Genomic DNA, 19,896 nt, shown 5'->3' with positions numbered 1-19,896 from the left:
AATATTGTTAATTGTGTGGGGAGTGGTATGAAAAGTTGGCGATCGCTCAACGTTTATCTTTGGTTGGTGGTGAGTACAGTAGGAATCATCACTGCTACATTTGCTCAACCTGTGCAAGCATTAGAATTAGGAAAAAAGCAGAACACAATTGTAACGAGAATTAAAAGAGTCAGTGAAACCGAGTTTCCTGCTACTAGCGTCAAAGATTTACTTTCTCAATCACCAACTAACCCCCCTGTTTCCCCCCTTACCAAGGGGGGACGGAAGGGGGGTGTTGTACCAATCACGGGAGTAAAAGCAAATCCCACAGACAAAGGTGTAGAGGTGATTTTACAGACAACTCTTGGAGAGCAACTACAAGTCACAAATCGCAGTACAGGTAATAATTTTATTGCAGAGATATCTGGCGGGCAATTGCGTTTACCATCGGGAGAGGCTTTCACCTTTCGCTCCGAGAAACCCATTGCGGGAATTACCGAGATAACAGTTGCGAATGTTGATGCAAATATTGTTCGAGTGACAGTGATAGGTGAGAAAGCTTTGCCCACAGTTGAGTTATTTGATGATAATGTCGGGCTGGTTTTTGGAATAACTTCACAGACAACGGCACAAAACCCCACCCCACCTGCAGCACCCCTCCCCTTACAAAGGGGAGGGGAAGGGGTGGGGTTAGAGAAACCGGCGGCGCAGCAAGAAGATGAACCGATTGAGTTGGTGGTGACGGGTGAGCAAGATGGATATCGGGTGCCGAATGCGAGTACTGCGACACTGACGGATACACCGATTCGGGATATCCCCCAGTCGATTCAGATTGTACCCCAGGAAGTATTGCGCGATCGCAATGCCCAAACAGTGTTTGAGGCAGTGGAAACCGTTAGTGGTGTTCTTGATGGTTCAAGCAATTATGGCGCGCCTGGTGGAGCTAACATCATCAGAGGATTTAATTCATTTGATTCAGGAAGTTTACGAAACGGTTTTCGAGATTATGATTACTATTCCGTGTCATCAATTGGGACAATTGAGCAGGTAGAAGTACTTAAAGGCCCAGCCTCAGTTCTATTCAGCACTCAGGAACCTGGTGGAGTTATTAATATTGTCACCAAGAAGCCCCTAAGTACACCTTTTTATAATGTCGCATTTGAAGCAGGTAACTATGGTTTCTACCAACCAAGTATCGACTTTTCTGGCCCATTAACAACAGATGGCAATGTGTTGTATAGATTTATCGCCAGCTATCGGGGTGCTGGAAGTTATCAGGATTTCTTTAACTCAAATACAACTACAATTGCACCTTCAATTACCCTGAAATTAGGAGATCGGACAGATCTGAATTTATCTTATGAATATGTTAGATATTTTGCAGATGCACCACAATTTGAAGTTCCGTTACTTAGCGATGGCAGCTTACCACCTCGAAGTTTTTATCCTGCTTATCCTGATTTAGTCTTATCAGATATCACAACCAACAGAATTGGCTACACTTTAAACCACAGATTTAGTGAAAATTGGCAAATTCGTAATAATCTGGCAATTGTTCTGAATCAGAGGGTTCTAAATCGAGTTATTTTTGGCACAGTCGTTGATGAGCGCATTTTAACAGACGCATTTGCTGAAGAATCTAGCTCTTATGCAGACAACTATTTTGGGCAGATTGACTTGCTTGGAAAGTTTAATACTGGATCAATTTCTCACCAACTTTTAGCAGGCTTTGATGTCAACTACCTTGAAGGTGGATTTCGATCTGATGGTGCCACCACAGTACCTGATTTAGATATTTTTAACCCAAACTACGATATTCCGAAACCTGAATATTTACCAGGTTTTGCAGCTGATGATTGGAGTAAAAATTACGGATTCTACCTTCAAGATCAAATTGCTTTTAGCGATAACTTGAAGCTACTAATTGGTGGCCGCTATGATTGGGTATCTTCTGAGTATGAAATACTAAATAATGATATTGATGAGCAAGTAGAAGATAATGGTGCCTTCAGCCCCCGGATTGGCTTAGTGTATCAACCCAGTGACACTGTTTCTCTCTACGCTAGCTACAGTCGCTCCTTCAAACTAAGCCCTGGATATTTAAAAAATCCAGATGGGAGAGGATTTGAACCAAGCAGGGGAACTCAATATGAAGTTGGTGTAAAAACAGACTTTTTAGACCGAAAGCTTTCGGCAACCCTAGCCGCTTATCATATCACCAAAACAAATGTGACTACTCCCGATCCCAACGATCCTAGCTTCTCTATTCAGACTGGAGAAGTTAGGAGTCAAGGAATTGAGTTGGATGTTGCAGGTGAGATTTTGCCCGGTTGGAAAATTATTGCCTCTTATGCCTATACCGATGCAGAAGTCACCAAAGATAACGCTATTCCTGTTGGCAATCAATTGGAGAGTGTACCATTTAATCAAGCCAGCCTTTGGACAACTTATGAAATTCAGAAAGGCAATTTAAGAGGCTTAGGGTTTGGTTTAGGATTATTTTATATTGGCGAGCGACAGGGCGATCTGGCAAATTCATTTGAACTACCCAGTTACTTACGCACCGATGCAGCACTTTACTATCGTCGAGATGGGTTTAATGCAGCGATTAACATTCGCAACTTGTTTGATATAGACTATGTCAGCTATTCCGCCGGAAGGTTCGTTCAGAGGGGTGCGCCGTTTACAATCATTGGCTCAATTGGTTGGACATTCTAACTTTTGGGCAGTCAGATTAAGCATCAGTTCAACATCATGCCCCAAACAGTTTGATTTTATCTGCAACCGAAAAAACGAGCGTGATGAAAAAACAGTCATACCGTCTAATTAAGCCATTTTTACTAATGGCTTTTTCTTTACTTGTAATTACAGCTTGTTACCATCCTGTCATCCAAACACCTCATCTCTCCTGGAAGCCTGCTGTTGAGTGTCGAGTCATCCAGCACAAACTTGGCGAAACCTGTGTTCCATTTAAACCACAGCGTATCATTGCATTAGCTCCTCGCGAAACACTCGATCCCTTGATTGCTCTCGGTATCAAGCCCATCGGTTTTACATCCTACAATAGCGGAGGAAAAGAAGGTCTTTTTGGTGTATCTTTTGAAGAGGTTAAAGGAACTAAGAATGTCGGGGACTCATTGCAGCCTTCATTAGAAAAAATTTTGATGCTCAAACCCGATTTGATTTTATCCTCAGATTTCGGCAACGCTCATCAAAAATATAAGTTATTATCAGCGATCGCACCTACTGTTTCAGTACCAAATGATGCTGACATCCCAGCTATAGATTGGGAAAATAAAGCTTACTTTAAAGAAAATCTTCGATATATTGCTAAATTAATTGGTCAAGAAACAAAAGCAGAGGAAGTTTTAAATAAATACCAAAAACGAACTGAAGAATTGAAGAAACGTTTGGGAAACCAGTTGCAGCAAATAGAGGTTTCCGTACTTTTTTATGGTGAGGGTTATATTTGGACAATGGATAAAAGCGCCACCGTTTCTCATGTTTTAACAGATATTGGACTACGTCATAAATTTGTACCTCGTGGCGAGTGGAATCTCAGCATTGAAACCATCAACGAATACGATGCTGATGTCCTATTTATTGTTGATGTTGACGAGCGATCGCCAAGCTTTTATTTCCAAAACCCCATGTTTAGCGCTCTAAAAGTAGTCAAAAACAATCGAGCTTATATTGTCAGTCAAGAAAATTGGCGAGGCTTCGGTATATCAGGAGCTAATAAGATATTGGATGACTTGTTTAAATACTTGCCGGAAGGCGGATAAAATCTGTTAGTTATCAGTTAACTTTCAAGTCAATCATACTGCTAAAATCAAGCCACTCTAAAATCTCACAAAGCCTCTGTCAGACATTATCATCAGCGAGTCGAAAAACTCAAAGCAGCTTTAGGCGAACGCTACAAAAATCAGGAAATTTCTCTTGTCTTTTTGGCTCCCGGCGTGATATTTAGCGAAGGTAAAAACTCATTTCCAGACTCTATTCTACAGGATGTGGGGTTGCAACGTCCCCAAGCCCAAAATGCGATCGCACCGTATACACAAATTTATTTCTCTCTAGAAGAATTAGAAAAAGCTGACGGTGATATTATGTTTGTGGGAACTTTGACTGATGATGATCAAGAGTATCTTGAAAAACTCAAGCAAAAACCCCTTTGGAAAAAACTTCGCGCCGTTCAACAAAATCATGTTTACCCTATAAATTACCTCACTTGGAGAGCAGGCAATTTACTTGCGGCTGATGCAGTAATCGATGACTTATTTAAATATCTAGTTAACATACCCTAACCCGTATCAAAAAATACCTTATTCGTTTAAAAATCCTGTCATATTATCTAGATGTCAAGGCGATCGCAACTTTAAAAACACCAAGCCAGCTATTATTCCCAGTCGATATGCTTCATCTAAGCAGATACCAAGCGACAAGAAAAGCTAAAGCTGAATAAAAAAGACAATTTTAGTCATTGGTTTTTGATTCTTAACCAATGACCAAAACCTAATCCAACTCTCGCCTTCCTTCCAAAGCTCGTGCTAGCGTTACCTCGTCGGCGTACTCCAAATCTCCACCGACAGGTAAGCCAAAAGCAATCCGCGTCACCTTGGTAAATGGCTTGAGTAGCTGACCGATGTATAGTGTTGTTGTCTCCCCTTCTACACTGGGACTAATTGCCAAAATTACTTCTTGTGGCTTTTGCTGACTGACTCGTTGTATCAGAGGCTGGACAGTGATTTGTTCTGGCCCTATACCATCTATGGGAGAAATTACTCCACCTAATACATGATACTTGCCTTTGTACTCTCTAGTTTTTTCTAAGGCAATTACATCACGAGAATCAGCGACAACACAAATAGTTTTGTTATCACGGCTGGGGTTGCGGCAAATTTCACAAACCGGTTCAGCAGAAAGATGAAAGCACTCTTTACACAAGCCTATTTGTTTTTTGGCTTCTATTAAAGCTTGTGCCAAAGCCTGTACTTCTGTTTCTGGACGTTTCAAGATGTGCAGCGCCAGCCTTTGGGCAGTTTTAGGGCCAACTCCTGGCAAGCGTTGCAATTGCTCGATTAACCGTGCTAAAGGACGTGCGTAAACCGTGGTTTTGTCTCCAGTATGTTCTTACCTTAACTATGATGACATTCTTGCAGGATTTTGGGTGTTGTGCTGAATTTCAGTATTAATCCTAATGTAGAGACGCAATACATCGCGTCTCTACTCAGGCAATTACGCAGGATGAAATTGACACAATAACAACCCAAACCATTGATTTTCGTCAGTCCACACTTTTCGTGGAATCAAGCCTTTAGCTTTCAGATCCTGTTGAATAGAGTTGAGGTTGAATTTGCGGGAAATTTCAGTACGGATAGTTTCATCTGATTCAAAATTTACTTTGAGTTTGAGAGCACTTAAATCGACAGTTTGCGATCGCTCACTTTTTAGATGCATCTCAATTTGATGTGCAGTTTCGTTATAAAATGCCCAGTGGGTAAACTGCGTCGGATCAAAATTGCCTGCAAATCGCCAATTTAGATGCTCAAGCATATTCAGGTTAAAAGCAGCCGTCACTCCTTGAGCGTCGTTATAAGCAGCCTCTAAAATATGTTTTGGCTTTTGCAAGTCTATTCCCAACAGGAAATACTCTCCTGCCTGCAAGGCTGCTGTGATTTGAGACAAGAAAACATTACACTCTTGAGGATGCAGATTACCCAAAGTACTACCGATAAAACAAATCATCCGAGTTGGTAATTGTCTGGGTTCGAGTTGAGAAAGCGCCAACTCATAGGTTCCTGCTAGTGCATAAACTTGGAGTGAAGGATAATCACCTAGCAGTTGTATGGCACTGCTTTCCAGCATACCTGCACTCACATCAATGGGAAGATAGCGCAGAGGTAATCCTTGCTGTTGGTAAGCATCTAACAAAAGACGAGTTTTAGTTGAGCTACCACTACCTAGTTCAACGATTTCACAAGCACCAGTTATTGCAGCAATTTCGCAGGCACAATTTTGTAAAATTTTTGTCTCTGTTCGAGTCAGATAATATTCTGGTAATTCACAGATTTGCTCAAATAACTCAGAACCGCGATCGTCGTAGAAATAACGTGGTGGTAAAGTTTTAGGTGTCTGAGCTAATCCTTGAACCACATCACTTCCAACACCAGAAGAAATAATCAAAGTTGGTTCTAGCAAACGTTGTATTTGTAAGCGGTTTTCTATGCTGTGTTGAGAACTAATACCGCTGTTGCCAGGTTGAGATCTTGTCATTACTCCTCCGTTAGCTTGGTTTGGCAGGATGCTTAAGGATTGCAAACCTCAAACCAGAAATAGTGAAACATAAAGCCATATTTGATAACATCACGCCTGAGCTAGATTTATTCAGCGCTATAGTTAACTTTTCGGATCTTCCAATTAAATAGGCAAAGATTTGTGATTTTCTGCTGGTTAGTAGATTGATGGTTAGTAGTTAGTAGTTAGTAGGGGAGCCAGCGCGTTGCGGAGCCAGTGCGCCCTTGCGGGTTAAGCGCGTTGTAGCACCTGGCGTCGGGTTAAGCGCGTCGAGTGCGACTGCCGTGCGGGTTTTATTGATGATCTTTGGGTTAAAACCGACAATTTATCTTCTAAACTCGCCCATACAGTAGTTAGTGGTTCTCCCCATCTTCCCTATCCCCTATTCCCCATTTTTGGCACAGCGAAACCCTGCCAAAATTTGGCGTACACCAGGATGATACCAGTTACGAAAGCTACCTCGTAGCGCCCAGGGACGGGTTGCCCAACTACCACCTTTTAAAACGCGATGCTGATGGTCAAAATAAACTTGCGAGTAACCAATGTAAGGGTAATACTGAAAGCCTTCGTAGCCATCAAACCAGGTAGCTGTCCACTCCCAGACATTACCTAAAGTATCGTACAAACCATAGGCGCTTTGTCCACTAGAATAAGCATCCACTGACGTAGTTTTACCAATTTCTGTATCATGGTTGCAATATTTAGGTTTTGGTTCTTCATCCCCCCAAGGATAGGTGCGACGATGGTTAGCTTTTGCATCCCAAACTACAGCTTTCTCCCATTCAGCTTCTGTGGGTAAACGCTTACCGACAAATCGTGAGTAGGCTTGTGCTTCGTACCAACTGACACCACAAACTGGATGACTATCAAAGGCTGGATTGTCACACCAATAAAGAGGCTGCATTACTTTCTGTGTTTGCAACCATTCCCAACCAGCTTTTGACCACCATTGTGGATTATTGTAACCTCCTGCTTCCATGAATACTTGATAGTCCGCGCAAGTCACAGGGTAACGGTCAATTAAATAAGTGTCGAGATATACACGATGTGCAGGACGCTCATTATCTAATGCATCTGGCGAGTCGTTACCCATCTCAAATTCACCACTGGGAATTTGGATCATCTCAACGGGAGGGGTGCAAGGGTATAAGAGTGTAGGGGTGTAGGGGAATTGTTTGATACTTGATTGTTGCCTCTTGCACATTTCCAGCACAAAGCAAATAATCTCACTATGCTGGCTTTCATGCTGAAGCAAAAATCGCCAAAGACTTTCTTCTGCTTCTAAATCAGCTATTTCCAGGTAATTTAACACTTTGTCTCTAACTGTGTCTAAGTAATAACGAATTTCCTCTAGATTAGGTAATTTGACACGTTCTGATTTCGGTAAACCATCAGCTGCAAATAGCTTCCGATATTGTGGAAACATACAGGGCAATCTAGCACTGCGTTCTAGTATCCATAAAGACTCTGTGTAAACAATATGTCCTAAGTGCCAACCAACAGGGCTAAAGTCATGATGGGGCTGACAACAGAAGGTTGCTTCGTCCATTGTCTCGAACAAGCTAAGAGTTTTGGTGCGGCACTGAATAAAGGCACGAGTAAATATTTTTTTTAGATCAGATTTGTTCAATTCGGATATCACAGTCTTTTCCTATACTAATCATGCTATTTTCTGGACAAGAATTCCAATTTCCCGCAAACAGAGGTTCTGATGCAATAATGGCGGCATTGGGGAAATTTGAATCGTTAGCTGTCCAATAAAGAGAAGGAACTGGTGACTTTGTACCAAAGCGAGAAGCGACGAGGCGATCGCCATCGCTGATAACTAAATTGGCATAAACATAGGTTTGATAACTTTGTGCCATTTCTGTCAGTTGCAGCAATGTTGCGTGTAAAGCCTGTTCCAGGCTTTTGCCAGGGTTAGCTTGCCACTGAGACAACACTAGAGCAAAAATATGTTCGGAATCAGTGGTTCCACCAAGCCATTGATAAATTTCATCGTTTAACTGATTGCGAATTGGGCGATATAATGTTTGTCGAAATTTATTGATACGACCATTGTGAATGAACAATAGGCTTTGATACTGAAATGGCTGAGAATTACTAAAATCTAAAGCTTGACCTGGTGTAGCACTGCGAATATAAGCAAGTATGCATTTCGACTCCACATAGCGGCTCAGACTGGGCAGGTTAATATCATTCCAAATTGGTAATGTGTTTTTGTAAATAAAAGGTTCAATATCTTTTTGTAGATGATACCAGCCGACACCAAAACCATCAGCATTTACTACCCCAGAAAGCATCTCGCGGGGTTGATAGCTCTGGATAATGAGCGAGTGTTCTGGTTTATATAACAGAGGTTCCAAAGATACGGGTGAACCAAAGTAGGCGAGTAGACGGCACATAGTTAAGGAATTTGCTCCCGAATAGTTTAGATAATAAGCTTGTAGTCTGAGAATTCCCTGAAAATTATATAAATTTACTCATTGTTTGTGCTTGCTTGCTGATTGTTTTTAGAAGTAAAAATAGAAACCTAGTAGCAGTCTCTGTAAAAATCATCTGGGCATAGTAAGCGATCGCATTGATTCTAATTACTGCACTGCTTTTGTTGATGTCATCACTATCCTTTATTAAATCTTTAGCTAATTCACAATGTCATTCCAGTATTCCAGTAGGGGAGCCAGTGCGTTGGGGAGGCAGCGCGCCCTTGGGGGTTCGGTTCCCCCGTTGTAGCACCTGGCGTCGGGTTAAGCGCGTTGTAGCGACTGTCGTAGACACGTAGACACGGTAGATGCAAAGCAGCTACTTGCACCAAGTCGCTACGCGCAAGAGCGTAGGTACGGCGTATCCGTTGGTAGTGGATAAGCGAAAGTAAGGGTTCCCCGACTTGGGGCGACTGCCGTCACCTGGCATTGTGTTACGGCTATGCAAGGACTTGAGAGTTTAAGAATGTGGGAGAATTAGCCGTAACGCACCACAATTGTGCGGACTGCAACCATCTCCACGACTGAAGGCTCAAACTATTGCTCGTATTCATCATGCCAGGGAAATTTTATTGGCACATTTGGAGAATCCGCCCTCATTGCTAGAATTGGCACAAATTGTCGGGGTGAGCGAGCCTCTTTCAGAGGAGCAACGCTTACGCACTTTGCGTTATGGATTTCCAGAATTATTTGGGACAACTGTCTTTGGTTATCTCACTGATAAATGCATGGAACAAGCAAATCAACTTTTGCGCTTTGGGAAGCTGAAGTTGCAAATTTGAGCGGTTATTCTCAGCCAGGAAGTTTTACTACTGTTTTTAAAAGGAAGTTTGGCATTACACCCAGTGAATGCTTGTCAGGAAAAAAGAATATTTTACAAGCATAATGCCAAGGTTTAGCCGTGCTGCTCAAGTCGCTCGGCAATCCATACTTTTATGATTGATTGTCGGGTTACACCTATTCGCGCAGCTTCTCGGTCAAGTGCTTCAATCATCCATATTGGAAAATCAACGTTTACCCGTCGTTGCTCATAACCTGGACGACGAATCGTGTTTAGAGCCAGGTATGCAGTAACGTCCTCGCCTGCATCAAATTTTTCATCAAACTCTTCAGCCTTCATATAATTTTACCTCTTTATCTCTTGCTCGGCGTACTGAAATAATTCGCACTCGCTCTGATCTATATGTGATGACGGCAGCTCAATGCTTTTGGTTTATCTGCCCAATTACGAGAAATCTAGGCTCCTCAACAACACGAGCAGCAATTTCTACCCTGTTAGTATCTAGCCATAACTCTTGTGCCTCAATGAAATCAATACCGTGTTTTACTTTATTTGAGCTACTTTTTCCCTCATCAAATTCAAATCCATAAGAGCAAGAGCATTACAGCCTTTAGTCTAAAAAGGTATATTTAATATACTATTTATATTCTATTTGAGCAAAATTGTCTGATAGATTATTCCCAACCAGGAAGTTTTGCTGCTGTTTTCGCAAGAAAATTTGGCATTACACCCAGTGAGTGCTTGTCAGGGAAAAAGAATATTTTTGGCGGATAGTGCCGTTTTGCAGAGTTTTCTCACAGTCAACTTCATGAGATAATTAAGAATATTTCTTATTTAAAGATGAGATAGTTTTATCTTGTCGCCATTTCTAGCATCTATGCGATCGCTAATGACTGTCACATTTTCACAATCAGGATACAAGGAGCAACCATGAGCATCCTACCCATTATGGGCTTTGCATTCTAGATAATTGCAATAAAGTGCCTTTGTCCTAACCATGTATTAGCTAGATAATGAAATTAATTATCATTAAACTATGACAAACATTTTTACACCAGCACATTGGGATGAACTGTGCCAAAAAACTTTTTATCAATCAAAGGGTTTTGAAGCTATCTATCAAGGGAAGATTCCAGATATTTGTAATTCCTATGACTGGTGTGTACAGTTGCGCGGTGGATTATCTGTTTGTGTATACGAGATAGAGATATTTGATGATCTTGTGTGGATTCGCGATAGGTCGGATGATTATCTATTTGGGTTAAGTTTTTTTCTCTCTGGAAAAGTGAGAATCCAGCGCCACGGTTTAACTGATGAGATTGACGAACCAGTAGGAAAATACTATTCAGAATGTCACTACGACATCAAAGAAACTGAATGGTGGAAAGCTGGAGAGAAATTTTCAAGAATTTATTTGGAAATTGAACCACAGGAATTTTTTCAAAGTTTTGGCGAAGAAGATTTAGAACAAGTACCAATCTTCCTGCGTCAAGCAGTAACTGATAGTAAGGTGCAGCCTTATTATCGTCAAGGGGAAATCACACAGCAAATGTGGCTAGTGTTGTGTAATATTCTACAATGTCCCTATCAAGGCTTGATGAAGCGAATGTATCTGGAAAGTCAGGCAATGGAATTGATTACGCTTTATTTCCAGCAATTTCAAGAGCAGGAAATACACGATCATGGTTTTCCAGGGAGGAAGTTGAGAGATGTTGACAGAATTTACCAAGCTAAGGATATTTTGCTGAGTAATTTAGAGAATCCACCCAGCCTAATAGAGTTAGCACGAGAAGTAGGGCTAAATGAATTTAAATTGAAGCGCGGGTTTCGCCAAGTTTTCGGGACATCTGCGTTCAAATATTTGCACGACTATCGACTGGAAAAAGCCAGACAACTTTTAGCATTAGGAGAAATGAAAGTTGAAGAAGTGGCATTGATGGTGGGTTTTGATAGTCGCAGTTACTTTGCCTTAGCTTTCCGTAAAAAATTTGGCTTGAATCCCAAACAATACTTTCAGCATCGTCAAAAATCCCTCTAGCGTTCAGAAAAAATCCCTCTAGCGTTCAAATAGAAAAACTGATTCCCCTATGATACATACACTGCCAGTTTAGTTAAGAAATTTTCTTAATACTGTAAGTGGTGTGAGGGAGTGAGGGTGGATAAATGAAGTTAGATAAATTGTTTCAAAGCCTGCTGCTGACAAGTGCGATCGCTTTTTTTCTTGGCGCTGCTGCCAAAGGAGAGGGTGTTCCACAGGCCAACAAAAACATTTCCCAACTGAGCGAAATTAAACTTCCTGCGACAAACGCTCAAATGTTGGTACAACAACCCGCACCAACCAACCCACCTGTTACCCCCCTTATGAAGGCAGGTGAAGTTATCGCAATTACGGGAGTGAAAGCCAATCCCACCGAACAGGGTGTAGAGGTAATTTTAGAAACAACCCAAGGAGAGCAACTGCAAGTCACAAATCGCAGTACGGGGAATAATTTTATTGCAGATATACCTGGAGCGCAGTTACGTTTACCGACGGGTGAAGCGTTCACGTTTAAATCAGAAAAACCGATTACGGGAATTACTCAAATCACAGTTACAAATATTGATGCGAACACTGTGCGAGTGACCGTGGTGGGAGAGAAGGCTTTGCCCACGGTTGAGCTATTTGATGATAATGCCGGGCTAGTTTTTGGTGTAGCTTCACAGGCAACAGCACAAAACCCCACCCCGCCTGCGGCACCCCTCCCCTTACCAAGGGGAGGGGAAGGGGAGGGGTCAGAACAACCTGTTGCACAGGAAGATGAGCCGATTGAGTTGTTAGTAACGGGAGAGCAAGATGGATATCGTGTGCCGAATACCTCAGTAGGGACGAGAACCGATACGCCCTTGCGCGATATTCCTGCTTCTATTCAAGTCATCCCTCAACAGGTGCTAGAGGAACAACAAGTTGACAGCCTCAATGAAGCACTCAAAAATGTTCCTGGAGTTATTCAAAATACCCCTAATGACACCCCTATATTTAACTCGTTCACGATTCGAGGATTTTTTGCTGGCGAGGGACAAAACTTCACTAGAAATGGATTAAATTTGCCGTATGCAGATTCGACAACAACTATTTTCTCGAATATTGAACGGGTTGAGGTTCTTAGAGGCCCTGCTTCAGTTTTATTTGGTGGAGGTAACCCTGGTGGTACGATTAACATTGTCACCAAACAACCCCTGCGCGATCCCTTCTACTCGGTTGAAGCGTCTGCTGGTAGCTATAACTTTTATCAAGGTGCGATCGACTTAACGGGGCCGTTGAATGATTCCAAGACAATTCTATACCGACTGAATGCGTCTTATGAATCTGCCGAAAGTTTTGTAGATTTTGTCGAACGGGAAATTCCAGCTATTGCAGGTGCCTTAAAGTTTGAAATTGGCGAAAATACCGAGCTAACGTTCGATGTGCAGTATGTCGCAGCCACTCAAGGTGGAGGTTCTGGTCTTCCCCTTGAAGGAACGATATTACCTAACCCAAATGGACAAATTCCCCGCAATCGGAATCTTTCGGGAGCAGATGGTAGATTTATCCTAAATACTATCATCGTTGGGTACAACCTAGAGCATCGCTTCAGTGAAAACTGGTCGTTGCAAAATGCGTTTTACTTTTCCGACTATGATTATGCAATCAGAGATGCTATCTTTCCTTCTAGCCTCGAACCTGATCTAAGAACTGCACAGCGCTTATCTGATGAGGTTGATGTCGAGGCACAATCCTTCGACCTCAGCACGAATATTGTTGGTAAGTTTTCCACAGGAGCGATTCAGCATCAGCTTCTAATAGGTGCTGATTTAAGACGATTTGATTCTAACTTCTCTACCTCTGGGGTTTTCCGAGCAGCACCCATTGACCTTTTTAACCCAGTTTACAGTACGGAAATATTTGAGCAAACCGATCCCCCTAGCGCAAGCAACGACTTGACTAATTCGTTAGGGATCTATGTTCAAGACCAAGTAGCCATCACAAAAAATCTCAAGTTACTCTTAGGTGGTCGATTTGATACTTTTGAGCGAACGGATCAAGATTTAATTAATGATTCTGAAACATTTCAATCTGGCAATGCTTTTAGTCCCCGTCTGGGCATCGTTTATCAACCCATTGAGCCGATTTCCCTTTATGCCAGCTATAGTCGCTCGTTTATTCCTACTATCGGCAGATCTTTCGATGGTGAGCCATTCAAACCAGGACGGGGGACGCAATATGAGATTGGAGTTAAGGCAGATATTAACGACAAACTCTCTACTACGCTGGCTCTGTACGATCTGACTCGCACAAATGTAAACACTGTTGATCCGAATAATCCTAACTTTGAAATTCAAACCGGTGAACAAAATAGTCAAGGCATTGAACTCAACATTGCCGGAGAAATTTTGCCTGGTTGGAACGTCATTGCAGGCTATGCTTATACCGATGCGCGAATCACGAAAGATAATACCTTCCCAGTGGGAAATCGGATCAATAACGTTCCAAGAAACAGTTTCAATCTCTGGACTAGCTATGAATTTCAGAAAGGCACCCTACGAGGACTTGGGTTTGGCTTGGGGTTTTTCTATGTGGGCGATCGCCAAGGAGACTTAGATAATACCTTTACACTGCCGAGCTACTTTCGCACCGATGCGGCTATCTTCTATAAGCGAGATCGATTTAGGGCATCGCTGAATGTCAATAATTTATTTGATGTCGAGTATTTTGAAAATTCTAATGGTGCTCTGGCTATTTATCCAGCAGATCCGCTCACCGTGCAAGGAACACTGTCATGGGAATTCTGAGAACTAGACAAAACCAACGCGATGAAAGAACAGGCAGATCGTATAACAAAACTAGTTTTACCGCTGGCTTTTTCCCTATTTTTAACGACAGCTTGCCATCAATTTGTCAGTCAAAAATCTCATCCCTCTTTGAAGCCTTCTGTTGAGTGTCGAGTCATTCAGCACGAACTCGGCAAAACCTGTGTCCCAATGAAACCGCAGCGAATTGTAGTATTAGAGCCTGATTTCATACTCAATCCCCTAATCGCGCTCGGTATCAAGCCCATTGGTTATGCTTCTATTAACTTCGAGGGGAAAGAAATTTTTCTGGGGCTATCCCCTGATGATGTCACAGGAGCGACGAATGTTGGAAATTACCAGCAGCCTTCATTAGAGAAAATTTTGATGCTCAAACCGGATTTAATTTTATCAACCGAACACAACCCCTATTCGTTGTTAAACGCGATCGCACCGACTGTTCCAGTGCCTTCTGATACGGCAGTAAGTGGAGCTTTCTTCAAAGAGAATCTACGCTATGTAGCCAACGTCGTTGGCGAACAGACAAAAGCAGAGGAAGTTCTAAGGCAATACCAGAACCGAATTAAAGACTTGAAAAACCGCTTGGGAAACCAGTTGGAGCAAATTGAAGTTTCTGTAATACATTATGGTAATGGTTATGTTTATACACCTGCGACAAATCATGATGCAGTTGGTAATGTTCTAATTGATGCAGGAATACGACATAAACTTCCACCTCCTGGTAAAACCATCAGCCTTGAAACCATAGAAGAATACGATGCTGATATCTTATTTATTATCAACCTTGAACGAAGATCACTAGGCTTTTTTCTTCAGCATCCCATCTTTAGTTGCTTGAAGGCAGTCAAGAATAAGCGAGTTTACCTTGTACCTTCAGAAAGATGGGACGTAAGAGGTATGTTAGGAGCGAATAAAATATTGGATGACTTGTTTAAATACTTGCCACATTAGTAGAACTCTTCACAATTATCGTAGGTAATTTCTCAACTGGTGATGGTGAGTCATTCAAGCCAAAGACGGGGTATGCAATATGAGATAGGTGTCATGGGAATTCTGAGAACTAGACAAAACCAACGCGATGAAAAAACAGGCATACTTTATCACTAAACTAGTTTTACCGCTGGCTTTTTCCCCATTTTTAACGACAGCTTGCCATCAATCTGTCAGTCAAAAATCTCATCCCTCTTTGAAGCCTTCTGTTGAGTGTCGAGTTATTCAGCACGAATTTGGCCAAACCTGCGTCCCACTCAAACCAAAGCGGATTGTTGCGTTAAGCCCTGACAGAAACCTCGATCCCCTAATCGCTCTCGGTATCAAGCCAATTGGTTACACAGCTGATAACGTGGGGGGAAAAGAAATTATTGGTAGCGTCTCACTTGATGACGTTAAAGGAGCTACGAATGTTGGGAAGTCAGATCAGCCTTCATTAGAGAAAATTTTTGTACTCAAACCGGATTTGATTTTAGCAACAAAGTACCATCCATACAAATTATTATCTGCGATCGCACCCACTGTCTCAGTACCCCATGATGAGTCAGTGAATGAAGCATTATTTAAGCAGGATCTTCGATATGTCGCCAAAGTCCTTGGTGAAGAAGCAAAGGCAGAGGAAGTTTTAAGTCGATACCACAGACGAATTGAAGACTTTAAGAAACGCTTAGGAAACCAGTTGGAACAAATGGAAGTTTCCGTAATTTATTATTCTGCTGGTTATGTTTATATGCCTATGAAAAACGGTGATGCAAGTGCTGACGTTCTTATTGATACAGGACTACGCTACAGACGTGCAGTTCCTGGCAAGACCTCCAGTATTGAAACTATTGAAGACTACAATACTGATGTTTTATTCATCATAAATCTTGAACGAAAACCACTCAGCTTTTTTCTTCAACATCCTCTATTTAGTCGCCTCAAAGTATTCCAAAACAATCGATTTTATCTTGTGGATTTGGAAAGATGGGACACAAGAGGTATTCTAGGAGCGAATAAAGTATTGGATGATTTGGAAAAATATCTCGTTAGCCTCCCTTAATCTCATGACTAAACCAACTCTTTTCATCTGTCAATCTTGCTGTTTTTCTGAAGATCGCCCTGAAGGGCAACCTGCCGACGGTGCCATCCTCCTCCAACAACTCCAAACCTATCAGTCTACCCATCCCGAACTTAACAACATCCGAATTCAACCCGTCGGTTGCCTCTGGGATTGTGGCCGTGCCTGCGTTGTCGCCTTCTCTGCCCCCCGTAAACCTACCTACCTCTTTAGTACCATTCCCCCAGAATCTACCCCAGCACTCCTACAATTCGCCCAACAATACACCCACAGCAAAACAGGCAACATTCCCTATGAAAAATTTCCTGAAGTATTAAAAGAAGTAGCCATTGCTAAAATCCCCGCCATTACACGCGAATCGCTTTAGAGTTAGCAGCAGCGGTGCAATTAACCCAAAATATCATGAGCAATTTAGCATCTTGTTGGATAAAGTCATTTCTCTTAATAGCTTTTATGTTGCCTTTGGTTACAAATTGTGCCAAATCTTCCATCGAGGAGAATCTGACTTCAATCCAGCAGCGAGGTGCAACTACACAATGTCGAATAATTAAACATAAGTTTGGCAAAACCTGTGTTCCTCTGAAGCCACAGCGTATTGTTGTACTAGATCCTCACGCCACACTCGATTCCTTGGTTGTTCTCGGTATCAAGCCAGTTGGTTTTGCGTCGTTTGATCACATTGACGGGAAAGAAGTGATTCATGGTGTATCACTTGATGATATTAAAAAAGCGAATAGTGTTGGGAATGCACAGCAGCCTTCGTTAGAGAAAGTTTTGTTGCTCAAGCCGGACTTGATTTTAGCAACAGAAGACAATCCGTATCAGTTGTTGTCCGCGATCGCACCTACTGTCCCCGTGCCGCCTCCGAATCTTGATCTGCCAAGGAGTGAAGCTTTCTTTAAGGAAAATCTTCGCTATATTGCCAAAGTACTTGGTGAAGAAGCAAAAGCGGAGGAAGTGTTAAGTCAATATCAAAACAGAATTGAAGACTTGAAGAAAGGTTTAGGAAACCAGTTGGAACCAATAGAAGTTTCCGTGATTTATTATGCTGGTGGTCTTGTTTATACACCTGCAAGAAAATATGATGCAACTGCTGATGTTCTAGTTGATACGCAGCTAGATTATAAACTTCCACCTCCTGGCAAGACCTTCAGCATTGAAACCGTCGATGAATACGATGCTGACATCTTATTTATTATTAATGTTGAACGAAGACCACTAAGCTTTTTTCTTCAACATCCCATATTTAGTCGCCTCAAGGCAGTCAAAAACAATCGAGTTTATCTTGTGCCTTCACAAAGATGGGACACAAGGGGTATTGTAGGAGCCAATAAAATATTGGATGACTTATTTAAATACTTGCCGGAAGTGAATAGTTATTAGTGCGATCACAATACAAGCGTAGTTTGGGTGAACAGAAGCGGAGCCCAACAAAACTGATATAGCAAACGAATAAACTTCCAACTACCGCAAATATCTGCAAGTTAGCGATCGCCTCTTCTACTCACTTTTACGGTAATACTGGGGTTAGTATATTCCTATGTTAAAAGGCGCGGTGAAAGCGAATTGTGCGATCGCCTCAACATTCCTATTGCCATAACTTATTGAGAATTATTACTGTTAAATTGAAAATTCATGTAAAATAACAATAACTTTTGATAACCATACTATTTATTATCAGCCCTTTATTTATGACCATCACCCTGACCCTAGCGGAAGAAGATGAACTATGGGAAGAGACACAACAAAACCGGATATGTGAATCTGCGTTTACACCCTTTGAATCTTGGCGCGAAATGCCCAAGCAACTGGGTAAAGGTTATGGACAATATATTGAAGTGTATCCCAAACTTGAACTAAAAATAGAGGAATCTGAATACCATGATGATGTCATAGTTCAAGTCCCTGAATCGCAGCACCCTTTGCAATTTGGTGTTTTCTGCCCACAGACATCCAGAGGTGAATTGGGGGAAGTAAGAATAGGGGAAACATTTATTTCCGGTGGAGGAATTCAACGAGCTAATGATGTTTTCTGTCCCAAATCCCAGAAATTGATCGGTGTTGATATCCATCTGCCACCAGAATTACTGGCAACTTTTTTCCCTGGAGAAGATGGAGAAATCCCCCCCGAATTGAAAATCTTTGCTAAGGATAACGACTGGCAGACATTAATTTCTGCTCAAGCTACAACCGCTATCCAGTCAGTAGTAGAGCAAATTGTCAATTGTCCCTACCAAGGAATCAGCAAGCGAATATATTTGCAAGGGAAAGTAGTGGAGTTAATGGCACTGCAACTAGCTCCCATCCTTGCAGAACAGGGGAGAACGCAACCATCCCCACGTTTACGCACACAAACCATCGATTCGATTTATCACGCCCAGGAAATCTTACTCTCTCGTCTAGAAAATCCGCCATCATCATGGGATTTAGCTCAAACTGTGGGAGTGAGTGAAAGAACTCTCCGCAGGGGATTTCAGGAGTTATTAAGTACCACAGTTTTTGGTTATTTAACTAGCCAAAGAATGGAAAAAGCCAAGAATTTATTACGTTCTGGGAAAGTTACTGTGGCAGAAGTAGCAATGATGGTAGGTTATTCCAACTGCTCACATTTTGCCGCAGCTTTCAAACGTCAATTTGGCATTACCCCTAGACAATGCTTGGCGGGTAAATTGTCCGTTTTGCGATGATGCTTGCCGTTGCGGGGTAGATTTTACTCCTAACTCTCTTTTATACTCGGCATCACTCAAGTTAATAATTTTTCGCAATAATTATTGCTTTAGTTATCCAATAAACACTTAGGTTGAAGCTGGATAAATTTCTTGAGATGGTGTGTGAAGAATAAAAATAGGGAGTGATTATGAAGCGTTGCGACTTGACCGCAAGTGTGAGTTTGTGGTTTTTCGTTGGTTGTTGGGCATATTTGAGTATTATTGCAGCACAGCCTGGATGGGCTGAGGAAAAAAGGCTAAACATTCCCCAACTAAGCGACATTGAACTTCCTGCAACCAGCGCGCAAATGTTAGTACAACAATCAACACCAACCAATCCCCCTGTTTCCCCCCTTACCAAGGGGGGACAGAAGGGGGGTATTACAATTACAGGAGTGAAAGCTAACGCTACCGGAAGGGTGTGGAAGTGATTTTAGAGACCACCCAAGGAGAGCAACTGCAAGTCACAAATCGCAGTACGGGAAATAATTTTATTGTTGATGTGACTGGTGGGCAGTTGCAATTACCTTCGGGTGAAGCGTTCATGTTTAAATCGGAAAAACCAAGTGAGGGAATTACGGAAATTACAGTTACGAATGTAGACGCAAATACTGTGCGGGTGACTGTAGTTGGAGAGAAAGCCTTACCTGCGGTTGAGTTATTTGATGATGATGCAGGGTTGGTTTTTGGTATAACTGCTGCTGCAACAGCACAAAACCCCACCCCGCCTACGGCACCCCTCCCCTTACCAAGGGGAGGGGAAGGGGAGGGGTC

Annotated in this window: 14 protein-coding genes and 4 pseudogenes; 12 read left to right on the top strand and 6 right to left on the bottom strand. The window is 42.1% G+C overall.

What is annotated here, in order from left to right:
* The first annotated feature begins 27 nt into the window (after positions 1-27).
* The 3 genes and pseudogenes from QUB80_RS03660 to QUB80_RS03650 form a co-directional block, all read left to right on the top strand.
* Complete coding sequence (locus QUB80_RS03660) at positions 28-2,697, top strand: TonB-dependent siderophore receptor (RefSeq protein WP_289788144.1); 2,670 nt, start codon at positions 28-30, stop codon at positions 2,695-2,697.
* An 83-nt stretch (positions 2,698-2,780) separates the two neighbouring features.
* The gene (locus tag QUB80_RS03655; RefSeq protein ID WP_289788143.1) at positions 2,781-3,764 is read left to right on the top strand and encodes an iron-siderophore ABC transporter substrate-binding protein; all 984 of its coding nucleotides are present in this window, start codon (positions 2,781-2,783) and stop codon (positions 3,762-3,764) included.
* Between the two features lie 87 nt (positions 3,765-3,851).
* Positions 3,852-4,283, top strand: a pseudogene (locus QUB80_RS03650) (ABC transporter substrate-binding protein); the annotation flags it as partial.
* 208 nt (positions 4,284-4,491) lie between these two features.
* Here the strand turns inward: QUB80_RS03650 and recR are convergent.
* The 4 genes from recR to egtC all read right to left on the bottom strand — a co-directional run bounded on the left by recR (position 4,492) and on the right by egtC (position 8,678).
* Positions 4,492-5,049: a recombination mediator RecR gene (gene recR / locus QUB80_RS03645; protein WP_289788142.1), complete on the bottom strand. Its 558-nt coding sequence runs from the start codon at positions 5,047-5,049 to the stop codon at positions 4,492-4,494.
* Between the two features lie 165 nt (positions 5,050-5,214).
* Positions 5,215-6,252, bottom strand: a complete 1,038-nt coding sequence (gene egtD / locus QUB80_RS03640) for an L-histidine N(alpha)-methyltransferase (RefSeq protein ID WP_289788141.1) — start codon at positions 6,250-6,252, stop codon at positions 5,215-5,217.
* 403 nt (positions 6,253-6,655) lie between these two features.
* A complete protein-coding gene (egtB, locus tag QUB80_RS03635; RefSeq protein ID WP_289788140.1) occupies positions 6,656-7,915 on the bottom strand; it encodes an ergothioneine biosynthesis protein EgtB in 1,260 nt (419 codons plus the stop codon).
* A complete protein-coding gene (egtC, locus tag QUB80_RS03630) occupies positions 7,890-8,678 on the bottom strand; it encodes an ergothioneine biosynthesis protein EgtC (protein WP_289788139.1) in 789 nt (262 codons plus the stop codon). Before egtC ends, egtB begins: the two co-directional genes overlap by 26 nt.
* 587 nt (positions 8,679-9,265) lie before the next feature.
* Here egtC and QUB80_RS03625 point away from each other — a divergent pair.
* Positions 9,266-9,642, top strand: a pseudogene (locus QUB80_RS03625) (helix-turn-helix transcriptional regulator); the annotation flags it as partial.
* 9 nt (positions 9,643-9,651) lie between these two features.
* Here QUB80_RS03625 and brnA read toward each other — a convergent pair.
* Both brnA and QUB80_RS03615 read right to left on the bottom strand, forming a co-directional pair.
* The gene (brnA, locus tag QUB80_RS03620; RefSeq protein ID WP_289788138.1) at positions 9,652-9,876 is read right to left on the bottom strand and encodes a type II toxin-antitoxin system BrnA family antitoxin; all 225 of its coding nucleotides are present in this window, start codon (positions 9,874-9,876) and stop codon (positions 9,652-9,654) included.
* A 79-nt stretch (positions 9,877-9,955) separates the two neighbouring features.
* Positions 9,956-10,102 (bottom strand): annotated as a pseudogene (locus tag QUB80_RS03615) (BrnT family toxin); the annotation flags it as partial.
* Between the two features lie 471 nt (positions 10,103-10,573).
* Between QUB80_RS03615 and QUB80_RS03610 the strand changes: the two are divergent.
* The 8 genes and pseudogenes from QUB80_RS03610 to QUB80_RS03575 form a co-directional block, all read left to right on the top strand.
* On the top strand, positions 10,574-11,575 hold the full coding sequence (locus tag QUB80_RS03610) for a helix-turn-helix transcriptional regulator (protein ID WP_289788137.1): 1,002 nt from the start codon (positions 10,574-10,576) through the stop codon (positions 11,573-11,575).
* Between the two features lie 125 nt (positions 11,576-11,700).
* Positions 11,701-14,346 carry a TonB-dependent receptor gene (locus tag QUB80_RS03605; protein WP_289788136.1) on the top strand — a complete coding sequence of 882 codons (2,646 nt, stop codon included), beginning with the start codon at positions 11,701-11,703 and terminating at the stop codon, positions 14,344-14,346.
* Positions 14,347-14,367: 21 nt separating this feature from the next.
* Positions 14,368-15,315: an iron-siderophore ABC transporter substrate-binding protein gene (locus tag QUB80_RS03600; RefSeq protein WP_289788135.1), complete on the top strand. Its 948-nt coding sequence runs from the start codon at positions 14,368-14,370 to the stop codon at positions 15,313-15,315.
* Positions 15,316-15,442: 127 nt separating this feature from the next.
* On the top strand, positions 15,443-16,396 hold the full coding sequence (locus tag QUB80_RS03595) for an ABC transporter substrate-binding protein (RefSeq protein WP_289788134.1): 954 nt from the start codon (positions 15,443-15,445) through the stop codon (positions 16,394-16,396).
* Between the two features lie 4 nt (positions 16,397-16,400).
* On the top strand, positions 16,401-16,781 hold the full coding sequence (locus QUB80_RS03590; RefSeq protein ID WP_289788133.1) for a DUF1636 family protein: 381 nt from the start codon (positions 16,401-16,403) through the stop codon (positions 16,779-16,781).
* A gap of 86 nt (positions 16,782-16,867) precedes the next feature.
* The gene (locus QUB80_RS03585) at positions 16,868-17,797 is read left to right on the top strand and encodes an ABC transporter substrate-binding protein (RefSeq protein WP_289788132.1); all 930 of its coding nucleotides are present in this window, start codon (positions 16,868-16,870) and stop codon (positions 17,795-17,797) included.
* A 308-nt stretch (positions 17,798-18,105) separates the two neighbouring features.
* On the top strand, positions 18,106-19,101 hold the full coding sequence (locus QUB80_RS03580; protein WP_289788131.1) for an AraC family transcriptional regulator: 996 nt from the start codon (positions 18,106-18,108) through the stop codon (positions 19,099-19,101).
* Between the two features lie 170 nt (positions 19,102-19,271).
* A pseudogene (locus QUB80_RS03575) lies at positions 19,272-19,896 on the top strand (AMIN domain-containing protein); the annotation flags it as partial.

Origin of the sequence: Chlorogloeopsis sp. ULAP01 (assembly GCF_030381805.1) — a bacterium.
Classification (GTDB): Bacteria; Cyanobacteriota; Cyanobacteriia; order Cyanobacteriales; family Nostocaceae; genus Chlorogloeopsis.
This window is presented reverse-complemented; position numbering and strand designations above follow the sequence as displayed.

Excerpts from the sequence above, each read along its gene's own strand:
- QUB80_RS03660 (WP_289788144.1), top strand. The coding sequence starts at position 28 with ATGAAAAGTTGGCGATCGCTCAACGTTTATCTTTGGTTGGTGGTGAGT.
- QUB80_RS03655 (WP_289788143.1), top strand. The coding sequence starts at position 2,781 with ATGAAAAAACAGTCATACCGTCTAATTAAGCCATTTTTACTAATGGCT.
- egtD (WP_289788141.1), bottom strand. The coding sequence starts at position 6,252 with ATGACAAGATCTCAACCTGGCAACAGCGGTATTAGTTCTCAACACAGC.
- egtC (WP_289788139.1), bottom strand. The coding sequence starts at position 8,678 with ATGTGCCGTCTACTCGCCTACTTTGGTTCACCCGTATCTTTGGAACCT.
- brnA (WP_289788138.1), bottom strand. The coding sequence starts at position 9,876 with ATGAAGGCTGAAGAGTTTGATGAAAAATTTGATGCAGGCGAGGACGTT.
- QUB80_RS03610 (WP_289788137.1), top strand. The coding sequence starts at position 10,574 with ATGACAAACATTTTTACACCAGCACATTGGGATGAACTGTGCCAAAAA.
- QUB80_RS03605 (WP_289788136.1), top strand. The coding sequence starts at position 11,701 with ATGAAGTTAGATAAATTGTTTCAAAGCCTGCTGCTGACAAGTGCGATC.
- QUB80_RS03600 (WP_289788135.1), top strand. The coding sequence starts at position 14,368 with ATGAAAGAACAGGCAGATCGTATAACAAAACTAGTTTTACCGCTGGCT.
- QUB80_RS03595 (WP_289788134.1), top strand. The coding sequence starts at position 15,443 with ATGAAAAAACAGGCATACTTTATCACTAAACTAGTTTTACCGCTGGCT.
- QUB80_RS03590 (WP_289788133.1), top strand. The coding sequence starts at position 16,401 with ATGACTAAACCAACTCTTTTCATCTGTCAATCTTGCTGTTTTTCTGAA.
- QUB80_RS03585 (WP_289788132.1), top strand. The coding sequence starts at position 16,868 with ATGTTGCCTTTGGTTACAAATTGTGCCAAATCTTCCATCGAGGAGAAT.
- QUB80_RS03580 (WP_289788131.1), top strand. The coding sequence starts at position 18,106 with ATGACCATCACCCTGACCCTAGCGGAAGAAGATGAACTATGGGAAGAG.